This is a genomic window from Neorhizobium lilium, assembly GCF_004053875.1.
GTDB lineage: Bacteria > Pseudomonadota > Alphaproteobacteria > Rhizobiales > Rhizobiaceae > Neorhizobium > Neorhizobium lilii.
On record NZ_SBIP01000002.1, the window covers coordinates 104432 to 117438 of the forward strand.

Below are 13007 nucleotides of genomic sequence, written 5' to 3' on the forward strand. Positions count from 1 at the left end.
CTTATGGCTTCAAACGGCCGGCGTCAGAGGGTTGGGAATCGCGGGCCGCGACACCGGAACCTCCGGCTTGCTGGACGCCGGCTCGCCGGGCTCCACGCGCGTAATGATCACGGGAACGGATTTGGCCGCCGGAGTATTGCTGCCCTCATCGCGGTGGGATAGCGGCAGCAATGCGTTGGTCTCCGGGTAATAAGCGCCGCAACAGCCTTTCGGCACGTCATAGGCAACCACCTTGAAACCGGAGACGCGGCGCAAGGTCCCGACATCCGTAGCGCAGGTAAATTCGACCATGGAGCCTTCGCTCAAGCCCAGCTCGGCCATATCCTGCTCGTTCATGAACACGACCATCCGCTCTCCGGAAACACCGCGATAGCGGTCATTGTTGGAGTAGATGGTCGTGTTGAACTGGTCATGGCTGCGCAGGGTCATGAGCTGCAGATGCGGGTGCTCGGGATTATCGTCGTTCTGGTCCTTGATGTCGGGGTTGAACAGGAAGTTCGCTTTTCCGGTCGGCGTGTTCCAAACGCGCTCGCTTGCGCTATTGGGCAGCTTGAAGCCGCCCGGCTTGCCGATGCGCTGGTTGAAGTCGGTGAACTGGTCGGGAAAGACTTCCTCGATCTTGTCGCGGATGCGGTCATAATCGGCGGTCATGCCATCCCAGTCGATCACCGCCCGGTCGGCGACCGTGGCTTTGGCAAGATTGGCGATGATCCACGGTTCGGATCGGCAGTGCTCGCTGGCCGGCGCCAACATGCCGGTAGAGCCATGCACCATGGAGAAGCTGTCCTCCACGGTGATCGTCTGCGCCTGGCCGTTCTGCATGTCGAGTTCCGTCCGGCCCAGCGCCGGCAGGATATAGGCGTTCTTGCCGTGGATGAGATGGCTGCGGTTAAGCTTGGTCGCCACATGAACGGTCAAGCCGATCTGCGGCACCTTCTCGGCGATCCGCTCGATATCCGGGATGGCCCTGAAGAAATTGCCGCCCATGGCAAGGAAAGCGTCCACTTCGCCGCGCAGGATGGCTTCGCAGCATTCGGCCGTATCGTGGCCGTGTTCGCGTGGGCTGCGGAAGCCGAAGGCCTGGTCGAGCTTGGAGAGAAAGGCTTCGGTCGGGGTCTTGTTGATGCCCACAGTCCGGTCGCCCTGGACATTGGAGTGCCCCCTGATCGGACAAGGCCCAGCCCCGAGCCGGCCGACATTGCCGCGCAGGAACAGAAGATTGAGGATCTGGTGCATGGCGTCGCCGCCATGCTTGTGCTGGGTGATCCCCATGCCCCAGCAAACGATCACCCGCTCGGCCTTCATATAGATGTCGGCGGCATGCTCGATCTCATTTCGAGAGAGCGCCGTGTAATGCTCAATCTCGTCCCAAACGAGATTGCGGACGAACTCCGCAAACTCCTCGAAGCCATGGGTATGCTCCGCCAGAAAGGCCACATCCAGCACCCGAGGACGTCCCTGCTCCTGCGCCGCATCGTCGGCCGCAATCACCGCCTTGCAGATTCCCTGCATCGCCATGATGTCGCCGCCGGTCCGAAGCTGGAAATAGCTCGAGCTGATCTTCTGGCCTTTGCCCGTCAGCATCTCGACCGGGCTCTGAGGATCGCTGAAGCGCACCAGCGCCCGTTCCTTCAGCGGATTGAAGGCGACGATGGGGACGCCGCGCTTTGCCATTCCGTGCAGATTGGTCATCATCCGCGGGCTGTTGGTGCCGGGGTTCTGACCTATGATGAAGAGAGCGTCGCAATGCTCCCAGTCCTCCAGGGTCACGGTTCCCTTGCCGATGCCGATGCTTTGGGGAAGCGCCACGGTGGTCGTCATGTGGCACATGTCGGAGCAGTCCGGGAAATTGTTCGTGCCGAACAGGCGGCCGTGGAGCTGCCAGAGGAAAGCTGCTTCGTTCGACGTGCGGCCGGAGGTGTAAAAGTTCACACGCTTGGGATCCAGCTTGCGGAGCCTTTCGCCGATATCGGCCAGCGCCGTCTCCCACTCCACGGGGTAGTATTTGTCGGCCGCTGCATCGTAGCGCATGGGATGCGTCAGACGGCCATGGTCTTCGAGGTCGTGATCCGTCCAGGACTTGAGCTCCTCGACAGTATGTTCCGCGAAGAAATCCGGGCCAGTTCGTTTCTTGGTCGCTTCCCAGGCCACAGCCTTGGCGCCGTTCTCGCAATATTCGGCAAAATGCGGTTTGTCAGGATCCGGCCAGGCGCAACTTGGGCAATCGAAGCCGCCTGGTTTGTTCATGGAGAGCAGCGCCCGGTTGCCCTTCAGCAAAATCTGCTGCTTGCCGAGATGCCGTTCGACGGCATTCAATGCACCCCAGCCTCCCGCCGACTGTTGTTCCGGAGCAGATTTGCGACCCTCGGCCATCCGCGGCCTCCTATCTTCGATGTAACGATACAGGCTGAACCCCAAGAGAGGCCGCTAGTTCCCAGGAGATCAATGGCGATCAGGGTATCTGACGCGTAAGCTGATGAACAGAAGGATCAAGGCCGATCTGGTCGCGGCCTCTCATCTTGGCTGCATAAAGTGCAAGGTCTGCGCGGCGGTACACATTTTCCGCAGTGTCGCCCGGTAGAATGGAAGCTATCCCTGCCGAGAACGTATAGCGAAAGCTCGCCTGCTGCGGCACCGGACGGGAACGCCGGACCTCGGTCAGCATGCGCTGCACAAGCACTTCCGCTTCCTGAGGCGACGTTTTTGGCAGGACGAGCACGAACTCCTCGCCCCCGACGCGACCGAGCACATCCGTCTTGCGAATGAGGTGCTGCAGGCTCGCGGCGAAATCCTTGAGAACCGCATCGCCCACCGGATGACCGAAACGATCGTTGATATATTTGAAATTGTCGATGTCGAGCACGGCGATAGTTCCGCCGAGGCCTTCTTCCCGATCGTCGCGCAAAAGGTCATCCAGCTTCGACATCACGAACCGTCTGCTGGGAATACCGGTCAAATCATCCGTCTGTGAGGCCTTGACGGCAAAGTCGCGGTCCTGACGCAACGACCTTTCATCGATTTTCACCGATGTGATATCGACGGCGACACAGAGCATCCAGCCATCCGGATGAGTTGTTTCGGTCATCCACAGCCAGCGGCCGTCATGGAGATCCGTCTCGAAGGCGCGGTGCATGGTTTTGCCCCGGCGGGCCAGTGTCGAGAGAAGCCAGCTTTCGAAATCCGCAGCCGCGATGACCGTGCCGCGTCCAGCATGGAAATTCCGGCGCATGAAGTCTGCCCAGAAAAGCTCCTCGCTCTCAACGATGAACCAGGCCTCGCGAAAAGCGCGGTTGGCGAAACACAGTTTGTCATTATGATCGAAGGCCGCGACCATCACGCCCGAAGCTTCCATGAGCTGAGCTATCTGAAAGGCGATTTCCGCAGTGGCCAAGGCCTCATGCCCCCAGGTGAATTGTAGATTCCATGTAGGCGTGCAGCGATGAATAAACTGTTAGAGATTTGGCAAGCGGTGCATCTTGCAAGTACAAAATCCAATACAAGGCAGCATTCGCAACTTGGAAAATACGATCATGACACCTTCATCTTTGTCTAACAGGTTCCAGCGATGATTGCGGGTCTAAAGGAGCCATTTTGTGAAATCGGACAGCAAGACCAGCAAGCGCCATACCGCATCGGTGGATAGGGGTTTCCCCGGAAGGCCGGCGGATCGTCTTAAGCCCACTAAGGACATTCACGACGAACCTTCACTGGCAGAGCGCTACCTCTGGCTGGAAGCCATGATCAATCACGTGCCGGACTTCATCTATGCGAAGGATCTGGAAGGCCGCTTCCTTTTCGCCAACCATGCCGTCGTGCACAACAATGGTATGGCGAGCGTGAACGAAATTATCGGTCGGACGGATGCAGAACTCCATGGGTCGGCTGCCGCGTCTGCCATAGACGACGTCGAGCGCCGCGTCATGGTATCGGGCCAAGCCGACCTCGGCCTGGAGGAGCGGGCGATGAAGGCCGGTTGGGACAAATGGCTGATGATGTCTCGCGTGCCGCTCAGGAGCGCCGACGGAACAATCATCGGCGTCGTCGGCGCTTCGCGGGACATCACTGCTCGCAAAGCTTCCGAAATGCTCATGGCGGCCCAGGCGGAGCTGCTGCGGCTGGTGGTGGACTCCGCGCCGCTTCCCCAATTCATCGACAGGTTCGCGCTTCTTCTTGAAGGCATTGCGCCAGGTCTGCAGGCAGCGGTGTTCCTTGCCAGGGGGCGACACGAACCAATGTTCTCGCTGCATTACCCGGACTATTCGGACAACAAGCGGATCGCCATTGGCGACCTTTCCTCCACCTCGGACACATTCGAGTCGATCGCCCGTGAAACATTTGGGATGCGCGACAAGATCCGCCGCCTCGATATCCGCTCTTCCGATGGTGAGCTTCACGGTCTCCTCGCCGTTTCAATTCCCGGGGACTCAATCAATCCCGCCATCCAGGATTTCCTGAACGGCGCGGCCCATATGGCGGGGATCGCGATCGACCGCATCCACTCCGAAAGCCGGATACGGTTTCTTGCCGAGCATGATGCGCTGACAGGCCTGCCATCGCGCATAAAGCTGGACGAGGAACTGAAGACCATTCTGAGACATGCGGGCGAAACCGGCGGCAGCGTCGCGGTCTCCTTCATCGACGTGGACAATTTCAAGCTCGTCAATGACAGCCTTGGGCATGAGGCGGGAGACGAACTGCTCAAGGAGGTCGCCGCCGGCCTGTCGATCCATATCGGACACCACGGGCTCGTGTCGCGGATCGGTGGCGACGAATTCGTCGTGGTCCTCAACGGCGACGGCGTCGTGAGCCTTGAGGATCGTATGGACAGCCTGCGTAAAAGCATTCGGCGATACTACAATATAAAAGGGATCGAGCTGCAGGTCACGTCGAGCATGGGGATCGCCATCTTTCCCGATCACGGCACCAGCACGTCCGAGCTGCTGGCTCATGCCGACCTGGCAATGTATCGGGCGAAGCTCGACGGCCGCGACGGATCCTACACGTTTAACAAGGAATTGGCCGAGGCTTCCTCGCAGAAGCTGTTGCGGATAGAAGATCTGCGCCGCGCCTTGTTGCAGGACGAGATCATCCTGCATTACCAGCCCCAGAAAAACCTCAAAACGGGGGCCCTGACGGGCGTCGAGGCACTTGTGCGTTGGCAGCATCCCAAGGAGGGCCTGATCGCTCCTGCGCAATTCGTCCCCTTGGCGGAAGAAACGGGATTGATCCTCGATCTCGGACTGGCGGTGCTGGTCAAAGCGTGTCGGCAAGCCAAAGCCTGGCAGGACGAGGGCCTTGTGCCCGTCAGGATGAGCGTGAACATGTCCACGCGTCAGTTCCAAGAGCCCGGCTTGCCAAAACTGGTTGCGGCGGTCCTTGAAGAAACCGGACTTGATCCGCGCTGGCTGGAGATCGAGATTACCGAAAGCCTGATCATGAAGAATGTGGAGGCCGCCGTCACGCGAATGGGCGAACTCACTCAACTCGGGCTTAGCCTAGCTCTCGACGATTTCGGGACAGGCTATTCGAGCCTCAGCATGCTGAAGCGCTTTCCGCTGACTCGCCTCAAGATCGACCGTTCGTTCATTTCCGAGATCCCGGAAGACGAAGACAGCATGGCGATCGTCTCAGCCGTCATTTCGCTTGGGCAGAAGCTTGGCCTTGTCGTCCTCGCAGAAGGCGTGGAGACGCAGGCCCAAGCAGACTACCTGCGCCAGGCTGGATGCGAAGAGGTCCAGGGATATCTTGAAGGGCGTCCCATGCCGGCCGCCGAGTTACGGCGAACGTTGCCCTGACCAGCTTGGCGCCTCTCGATCCCTTCCACGTCCGCAAGCCCACAGGCGCTCGTCACCGACGAGCCGCAACTTGGCCGGCGACGATGCAAAGCAGTTCGAACAGCATGGTTGCGCCTGCAAGAGCGGTGACATTGCCGACGTCGAAAGGTGGAGCAACCTCCACCACATCGGCCCCGACGATGTTAACGTCACTCAGCAGTCTCACCATCTGCTGTGCTTCTCGGGTGCTGAACCCGCCGATCTCCGGCGTACCCGTGCCCGGCGCCATAGAGGGATCGATGCTGTCTATGTCGAAGGTGACATAGGTCGGCATATCGCCGATGATCCGCACCGCTTCTTTCATCACGTCTTCCGCGCCGCGCCGGACGAATTCCTCCATGTAAATGATGCGCACGCCCTGAGCCTTCGCCCAATCGTGTTCTCCGGTCTCATAGATCGAGCCGCGAATGCCGATCTGCACGATCCGTTTAGGGTCGAGCAAGCCCTCCTCGATCGCACGTCTGAACGGTGTGCCATGAGTATAGAGGTTATCGCCGAAATAGCGGTCGTTCGTATCCGAATGGGCATCGAAATGGATGAGGCCGAGCTTGCGCCCGCTAGATACGGCCCGCAGGATGGGAAGCGTGATCAGATGGTCGCCGCCGACTGCAAGCGGAATGGCGGCCTCCTCCACGATGGCACGGATACCGTCTTCGATGGACTTCAACGAGTCTTGGAGGTCGATGGGGTTGACCGTCAGATCGCCCACATCCGCGACATTGGCGACACTGAAGGGCTGGATGCCTGTTACGTGATGCGCCCGCCTCATCAGGCTCGACTGATTGCGCACTTCGCGGGGTCCGTGACGGGCTCCGGCGCGGTTCGTCGTTCCTCCATCCCAGGGAATGCCGACCAGGGCAATGTCCAGATCTTTCGCCGTGTCCACGACAGGCAGCCGCATGAAGGTGGAGTGACCCGCAAAGCGCGGCACTTTCGCGGCATCGACAGGCTGGTGGAACTGACTGCTCATAAGCAAACCTCATGCAGGAAACTGAACATCAACTATAGGCGGTCATCAATGACAGGGCGTAAGCGTAAATGGTATCATAAGGCTGAAATGCCAGGCTTCGTCCGGCCGTGAGCGGCAAATGACGAACGGGTCTCTTTCCGGCTCAGCCTTCATATAACTATGTCCTTCACCGGCTAGAGACAGGCCTTGATTCCGCGGAAACAAGGCCTGGTGGCACGGCAATGGCAAATGAACAGGGCGTTGCGCCATTCTCCCTTCCATCCGTCCCGTTCAGAACTCTGACCATGTCGTCGGCCGTGGCTGTCGTCATCAGCATCACCGCCTGGCGTATCCTGATGCTTGCCTTCGACCGGACCGATCTCTTCGTGGACGAGGCCCAATATTGGCTTTGGAGCCAGAACCTCGACTTCGGCTATTATTCCAAGCCACCGATGATCGGCTGGGTGATCCGGCTCTTTACCGTGATCGGCGGCTCCGATTCCTCGTTTTGGGTCAGATTGCCGGCACCGCTCTTCCACATGGCAACGGCTCTCCTTCTGATGCCGATCGCATCGCGAACGATCAGGCGCGAGGCAGCACCCTGGGCCGCGATGACCTTCGCCACCCTTCCCGCCGTATCACTCTCCTGCGTGCTGATGTCGACCGACACGATCCAGCTTACCTTTTTGGCGGTCGCGATCCTGCTTTTTCTCCGGCTGACCGAGGCGTCGTCCGCGATGGCCGCGATCGGGCTGGGCCTGTCGCTGGGGTTCGCTTTCCTCACCAAATATTCCGTTCTGTTTCTTCTGCCAGGAGTCGGGCTTGCCATGTTGACGCTGCCGACGGCACGCATTTCCTGGCGGGATGCACTTATCGCGGCAGCCGTTGGCACGCTGGTCGTTTCGCCCAATCTGTGGTGGAATTACCTCCATCAGGGAATCACGATCCAGCATACGGAGAGCATTGCCAATTGGAGCGGCAGCGACGGAAAGAGCGGTCTTCGCATCCTTTCGGGCCTGAGCTTCTTCGCCGCGCAGTTTGCCGTCGTCGGGCCGATCGTGTTCATCGCCATGCTCTGGGCCGCCAAGCGTGTGGCGACGGGGCAGAGCGGCGACGGGGTAAAGCTTCTGGCATGGCTGTCGCTGCCCTGCGTGGCTTTGCTGACCCTCCAGGCATTTTTCGGCGGCGCCAACGCCAATTGGGCCGTGCCTGCCTATGTGGCCGGAACCGTTCTAGCCACAGGTGTGATGATGACCATGCCGTGGACGGTGGTGCGGACCTCTCTTGTCATCAGCGCCATACCCATGGTTCTGATCCCAGTGATGACCGCCTTTCCCATGACGTTCAAGCTGCCGAACGGCGAGCTTTTGATGAAACGCTACATGGGACGGAGTATCATAAGCAGCTTTGCTGCCGATACGGCGCGCAAGGAGAACATACGCGTCATCGTGGCCGACAACAGGCCTATCCTGGCCGATTTGTTCTACACGCTACGTGAAGAGGACTTGGCAATCTACGCGAGACCGATTTCAGTGTTCCCGGCAAACTATTACGAACAGATCTTCCCGATGCCGATCTCTGCTCCAAGCCCGGTTCTTTACCTCTCGGAATCGAAGCTGACCTGCCAGGGCGAACCGGCAGAGGTGGCCGCACGATGGCTAATGCCGTTTGGCTACCGGGCAGGACATGTTTTTTATGCCTACAAGGTAGATCCCAGCTGCCTACTTCCCGTCCACCAGGCACTTGCCCAAAGGTGAACGGGCGGCGGCTGAGCGACCAGGTAAAGGCCTGTCCCAAGTAACTTCCACATCAAAAAGCCGCGAAGCACTGGCGATCTTGTCAGGATCGGCCCAATATCTCGGCCCAAAGTCCATTGCCTAAAAGGACGGAAGCCATGAAGCCTGCTGCACTTTCTGCCTTCCCGATATTTCTTTTGCTTGCCGCTGCGGCAAATAGTCAGGACGTGGGTTCTGCAATCGACGTTTTCGCATCACGCTGCCTTGTGGAAGGTCCACGCTTCGACAAGACGGTAGCGATGGCCAAACAGGAGGAGTGGCCGACGCTGGCAGCCGACATGGCAATGGCCTTCACGCCGGTTGGTGAGCCGACCGCGATTGAGGGATGGATGGCCAGCAAAGGCGAGGAAAATCCCTTCCAGGCGCTGGTGGTGTACAAGGCCGAGATTGCCGGAAAGTCGGTCGAAGGTTGTACCGTAGCGCTTTCCGGCACGGATGCGGCTGCCTTTGACAAGGCACTGGTGCTGAAGTCGAAAGCCAAGCCGCTCGGCGAAGAAACAGGCGAGGATACGGTCTACAAGCGTTACTCGGCCGATGTGGCTGGACGCGAGGGCGCAATCACCATTGCCCTGCCGCGCTATCCCAAAGGCAGCGATCAGGTGGTTGCAAGCGTCGTGGCGGAACAGCTGGTCGATAACTAGGACCAATCAGTATTCAGGTCTCGGGCATAGCGCGCGGATTTTGTTTTTGAACCGGAGGGAAGGCAGCAGTGGAGCATTCCCTCGACAAGGCCTTTCCGACGGTGAGGTCTGGTTTATCGGGCTCGCCTGACAAAAGGTCCAGGGACAAAATCCGCTCGCGTCCCGAAGGGATATGGTGAAAATCGCCCATTTCTGCGTCGCGAAACCTCGATGGATATAAGATCCACCTTCGGTTTCGCTCCTAGAACTGAACGATTTCCCCTCAAACCCGCTCCAAATCCTGAGTGTCGATTAGTCCTAAGGCGCAGGAGTTTTCGTTTGTGCTGAGCAGTTCATGGATGGCGCAGAGCCTTCCACTGCTTAGCCATTCACCAAAATTTAACCATGCCGACGGACCATTCACACAAACTGCGTTTCGATTTCGGTCCTGTACCGATTCTGCGCAGATCTCAGTTCGCGCCTGGATAGGAACGCAATCATGGCTGGAGGCCCAACCCCTTCCTCCGACGCCGAAGAACAGCTGCTTCTCTCCAGCCGTGTTCTGTACCGGGCAGTCCTCATCCTCCTCCTCATCGCTGTTCTGACGGCTGGCCTCAGCATCGGGGGGCGGTGGCTCGGCCAGATGATTGCGCTTGGCGGTCACACCGAAAGCTCGGAAGAATATCCGCTGCAGGTCGGACAGGATGTCATCGAACTCCCGGCCAACACGATCCGCTTCCGTGAACAGCGACATGCAGGCCCCGCCGAGCGTGTCGATCTCTATCTGGCCTGGCCTGAAATGCGCGGCTACGGCAAGGACATCAAGGAGAGATTCGACGACGTCTCGCACCCCGAATCGTTGATCTTCCTGCAGTTGTCGCAGAGCACGATGTCGCGCGACATGTCCGGACGCCTTGAGCCGATATATTCTCGCCTATTCCAGGATAATCCCCAGCCGGCAGAGTTTGGCCTGACGCTGCATCGGCTTCGTCCCGATAGCGGCTATGGCAAGGAAGTCATCCTCACGGCGCCTCGTGCCGAGGGTGATCCTTACGTCGTGCGGTGCCTCCTGCCGGCCCCGGGCGAACAGCCCACAAGCGGCGACTGTCAGCGCGACATACGCGTAGGACGGGATCTGACTGTGCTCTATCGATTCTCCGGCCTACTTTTACGCGATTGGCAACATATTGATGCCGCAGTTCAATCCTTTGTCGCAAAACGCTTGGCAGGCGGGTCAACAGCGCCCGTGCCGGCGGCTAAAATGCCACCAAACGAATAAAGCTGCCGTTCATCATAAACCTCTTGGTAACGCTGTTCCCCTAGATTGACTGGCAACGGTCGTGACGGGGGTACGTCCGGAAATAATACAAACAATCATGCAACGATGAGTGCGGCAGTGTCGAAAAGCATGTTCTCCACGTCCTTCCCCAAGGGTGGCGTACCAATTCCGGGGCGGTTTCTCGGATTTTTCCTAACGATTGCGTTGGCCTTTTCTGTTTTTGTCGAGCCTGCGAAGGCCGATCCGAAATATGCAGGCATCGTAGTGGACGCCAAGACGGGCAAAGTGCTTTATTCCGAAGATCCGGATGGCCTTCGCTATCCGGCCTCGCTCACGAAGATGATGACGCTTTACCTCACCTTCGAAGCGCTGGAGGCGGGTCGCATCAAGCTCGATTCCGCCGTTCCCGTTTCCGCGCATGCGGCGTCGGAGCCGCCGTCCAAGCTCGGCGTACGTCCGGGCGGCGCAGTTACGGTGGACCAGGCGATCAGAGCCCTCGTCACCCGCTCTGCCAACGATATGGCGACGGCGCTTGGTGAGTATGTGGGCGGAAACGAAGACCGCTTCGCTCAGATGATGACCAACAAGGCCCGCGCGCTCGGAATGACCCGCACGACCTATCGCAACGCCAACGGGCTTCCTAATACGGCGCAGATGACGACAGCCCGCGACCAGGCGCGGCTTGGCATGGCGCTTCGTCAGCACTTCCCGCAATATTACGGTTATTTCTCCATTCGCAGCTTTGCCTATGGTCGCCAGGTCATCGGCAACCATAATCGCCTCGTGGGCACTGTGAAGGGCGTCGACGGCATCAAGACTGGCTATACCCGCGCCGCAGGCAGCAATCTTGCGACTTCTGCACAGCTCGATGGCCACTCGATCGTCGCCGTCGTTCTTGGCAGCAGTTCCAGCGCCGCCCGTGACGCCACGATGCGCAAGCTGGTTGCCGAATACCTGCCAAGGGCATCCCGCGGCAGTGATAGCGGTCTAGTCGCCCAGACGCCGGCACCTCGCAATACCGCTGCTCCCGTCCCGTCCGTTGCAGTTGCAGCCCAGCCGCGCGTTGCCGTGACACAGTCAGACGCACGGCAGCTTGCTGCGTTCGAACTGCCGGCAACGGCTCCGCTGCCGGGCACACGTTACGATCAGCAATCGGAGTCGTCCGCATCCGCCTATGCCGGAGAGTCTGTCCGCAAAGTGGCAGCAGCGGAAGCCGTCAGCACCGCAATAGCCGGTCCCGCCGTCCCGACCCCCGCTCCGGAATATATGCCGAAGCGTCAGGGTGCCTCGCTCAAGGTGGATGCCGGAAGGCAGGATGTCGATGACGTGACAACGGCCTCGACCAAGGAACTAGCGAAGCCACAAGCTCGTATTACCTCGGGTTGGGTTATCCAAATTGGCGTCTCTCCAAACGAGAAGGCGGCCCTCGAACTCCTGCAGTCTGCGCAGGATAAAGGCGGAAAGGTATTGCGTTCCGCCAAACCATTCGCAGTCGCCTTTGGCAGTAATGGCGGCCAGGTCTATCGCGCCCGCTTCGGCGGCTTCGATGACCAGAAGGCAGCGACCGAAGCATGCGGCGTCCTCAAGAAGAAGGGCGTCAGCTGCTGGGCCGCAATGCAATAGGACTGTTCGTCCTGCTGCATTGGACGAACAGTCCTATGTAACTGCCGTGCCGCTTTGTATTCAGGCGCGGCGAAATCCTCGAGTGTAGTGCGTAAACGGGGTTTCCGATGGCAATGAACGAAAACAGCATGGAGGCGGGCTTTCCGTCTTCGTCGAGGAGTCGGGCAAAGGGCGTTGCTCTCAACCCGCTTCACGAAGCAGCCATGCGGCTGGCCGGGATAGGCCTCAGCCGCTCCAGGGAGAAGTCGAAGGACCTCATCGCCATGCTTTTGAGCCATGGCGCCCGCGCCTGGCGGCATTCCCAGCCGGAGGCCAAGATCCATCTTCACGTTTCGAAGCGAAGCGGTCGCACGCCGGTGCGCATGAAGCTCCGCTAGTCTTAGGGTCAGGACCTAGAGAAGACCGAGCGCGGCGAGTTCTCGCCGTAACTCTTCCGGCATCTGAGCCATTCCTTCACCGAGCGTTCCAAGGTCCTGCGGGACCTCCTCGGCCTTGAGGTAACGCCAGCCCTGGAAAGGCCGCCGCGGCTGTGGCGCAGTCTCGATGACTTCCGGCCCGAGAAGCAGTTCGCATCGCTGGATACCGTCGCCGCCGGTAAAGGTCTTGATATCGAGCAGTCTCTGGCGGGCCATGACCTGCCCCTTGATCACCCAGTAAAGCGACCCGTCTTCCAAAAGTTCGTCGGCGCGTTTTGGCACCATCCGGGTCGTATGGCTGCTATGTGGCTCCAGGCCTCCCGCCATGGCAACAAGGGAACGCTCGGCGACCCAATCCCGCAGGTCCTGAAGGGAGTCGGCACCGACGCAGAGCTTGATGAGATGAAGAGCCATGGCTTGTGTTCAAAACCTGTCGAGCCAACAGGTCAAGCCCTCCTCCGATTTACGCCGCTATGTCCACAGCCTGGAC

Annotated in this window: 10 protein-coding genes; 6 read left to right on the forward strand and 4 right to left on the reverse strand. The window is 59.4% G+C overall.

The annotated features are described in order from the left end of the window. Positions 1–9: 9 nt before the first annotated feature. Together EPK99_RS06730 and EPK99_RS06735 are read right to left on the reverse strand one after the other, a co-directional pair. Positions 10–2373: an FdhF/YdeP family oxidoreductase gene (locus EPK99_RS06730; RefSeq protein WP_128442295.1), complete on the reverse strand. Its 2364-nt coding sequence runs from the start codon at positions 2371–2373 to the stop codon at positions 10–12. Positions 2374–2452: 79 nt separating this feature from the next. Then, positions 2453–3352 carry a GGDEF domain-containing protein gene (locus tag EPK99_RS06735; RefSeq protein WP_128443340.1) on the reverse strand — a complete coding sequence of 300 codons (900 nt, stop codon included), beginning with the start codon at positions 3350–3352 and terminating at the stop codon, positions 2453–2455. Between the two features lie 241 nt (positions 3353–3593). Between EPK99_RS06735 and EPK99_RS06740 the strand changes: the two genes are divergently transcribed. After that, the gene (locus tag EPK99_RS06740) at positions 3594–5795 is read left to right on the forward strand and encodes a sensor domain-containing protein (protein ID WP_128442296.1); all 2202 of its coding nucleotides are present in this window, start codon (positions 3594–3596) and stop codon (positions 5793–5795) included. 52 nt (positions 5796–5847) lie between these two features. On the opposite strand, the gene speB is transcribed toward EPK99_RS06740, so the two are convergent. Continuing rightward, complete coding sequence (gene speB / locus EPK99_RS06745) at positions 5848–6804, reverse strand: agmatinase (protein ID WP_128442297.1); 957 nt, start codon at positions 6802–6804, stop codon at positions 5848–5850. Positions 6805–7088: 284 nt separating this feature from the next. On the opposite strand from speB, the gene EPK99_RS06750 reads away from it, so the two are divergent. The 5 genes from EPK99_RS06750 (at position 7089) to EPK99_RS06770 (ending at position 12478) form a co-directional block, all read left to right on the forward strand. Then, positions 7089–8540: an ArnT family glycosyltransferase gene (locus EPK99_RS06750; RefSeq protein WP_128443341.1), complete on the forward strand. Its 1452-nt coding sequence runs from the start codon at positions 7089–7091 to the stop codon at positions 8538–8540. 137 nt (positions 8541–8677) lie between these two features. Then, complete coding sequence (locus EPK99_RS06755) at positions 8678–9220, forward strand: hypothetical protein (protein ID WP_128442298.1); 543 nt, start codon at positions 8678–8680, stop codon at positions 9218–9220. A 478-nt stretch (positions 9221–9698) separates the two neighbouring features. Continuing rightward, positions 9699–10478, forward strand: coding sequence for a hypothetical protein (locus EPK99_RS06760; RefSeq protein ID WP_128442299.1), 780 nt, complete (start codon positions 9699–9701; stop codon positions 10476–10478). Between the two features lie 129 nt (positions 10479–10607). Continuing rightward, positions 10608–12101, forward strand: coding sequence for a D-alanyl-D-alanine carboxypeptidase (locus EPK99_RS06765; RefSeq protein ID WP_128443342.1), 1494 nt, complete (start codon positions 10608–10610; stop codon positions 12099–12101). A gap of 107 nt (positions 12102–12208) precedes the next feature. Next, positions 12209–12478 carry a hypothetical protein gene (locus tag EPK99_RS06770; protein ID WP_128442300.1) on the forward strand — a complete coding sequence of 90 codons (270 nt, stop codon included), beginning with the start codon at positions 12209–12211 and terminating at the stop codon, positions 12476–12478. A 15-nt stretch (positions 12479–12493) separates the two neighbouring features. Here the strand turns inward: EPK99_RS06770 and EPK99_RS06775 are convergent, their stop codons facing one another. Then, the gene (locus EPK99_RS06775) at positions 12494–12931 is read right to left on the reverse strand and encodes a DUF1489 family protein (protein WP_128442301.1); all 438 of its coding nucleotides are present in this window, start codon (positions 12929–12931) and stop codon (positions 12494–12496) included. Between the last annotated feature and the right edge of the window lie 76 nt (positions 12932–13007).

Excerpts from the sequence above, each read along its gene's own strand:
- EPK99_RS06730 (WP_128442295.1), bottom strand. The coding sequence starts at position 2,373 with ATGGCCGAGGGTCGCAAATCTGCTCCGGAACAACAGTCGGCGGGAGGC.
- EPK99_RS06735 (WP_128443340.1), bottom strand. The coding sequence starts at position 3,352 with ATGGAAGCTTCGGGCGTGATGGTCGCGGCCTTCGATCATAATGACAAA.
- speB (WP_128442297.1), bottom strand. The coding sequence starts at position 6,804 with ATGAGCAGTCAGTTCCACCAGCCTGTCGATGCCGCGAAAGTGCCGCGC.
- EPK99_RS06750 (WP_128443341.1), top strand. The coding sequence starts at position 7,089 with ATGTCGTCGGCCGTGGCTGTCGTCATCAGCATCACCGCCTGGCGTATC.
- EPK99_RS06755 (WP_128442298.1), top strand. The coding sequence starts at position 8,678 with ATGAAGCCTGCTGCACTTTCTGCCTTCCCGATATTTCTTTTGCTTGCC.
- EPK99_RS06760 (WP_128442299.1), top strand. The coding sequence starts at position 9,699 with ATGGCTGGAGGCCCAACCCCTTCCTCCGACGCCGAAGAACAGCTGCTT.
- EPK99_RS06765 (WP_128443342.1), top strand. The coding sequence starts at position 10,608 with ATGTTCTCCACGTCCTTCCCCAAGGGTGGCGTACCAATTCCGGGGCGG.
- EPK99_RS06770 (WP_128442300.1), top strand. The coding sequence starts at position 12,209 with ATGGCAATGAACGAAAACAGCATGGAGGCGGGCTTTCCGTCTTCGTCG.
- EPK99_RS06775 (WP_128442301.1), bottom strand. The coding sequence starts at position 12,931 with ATGGCTCTTCATCTCATCAAGCTCTGCGTCGGTGCCGACTCCCTTCAG.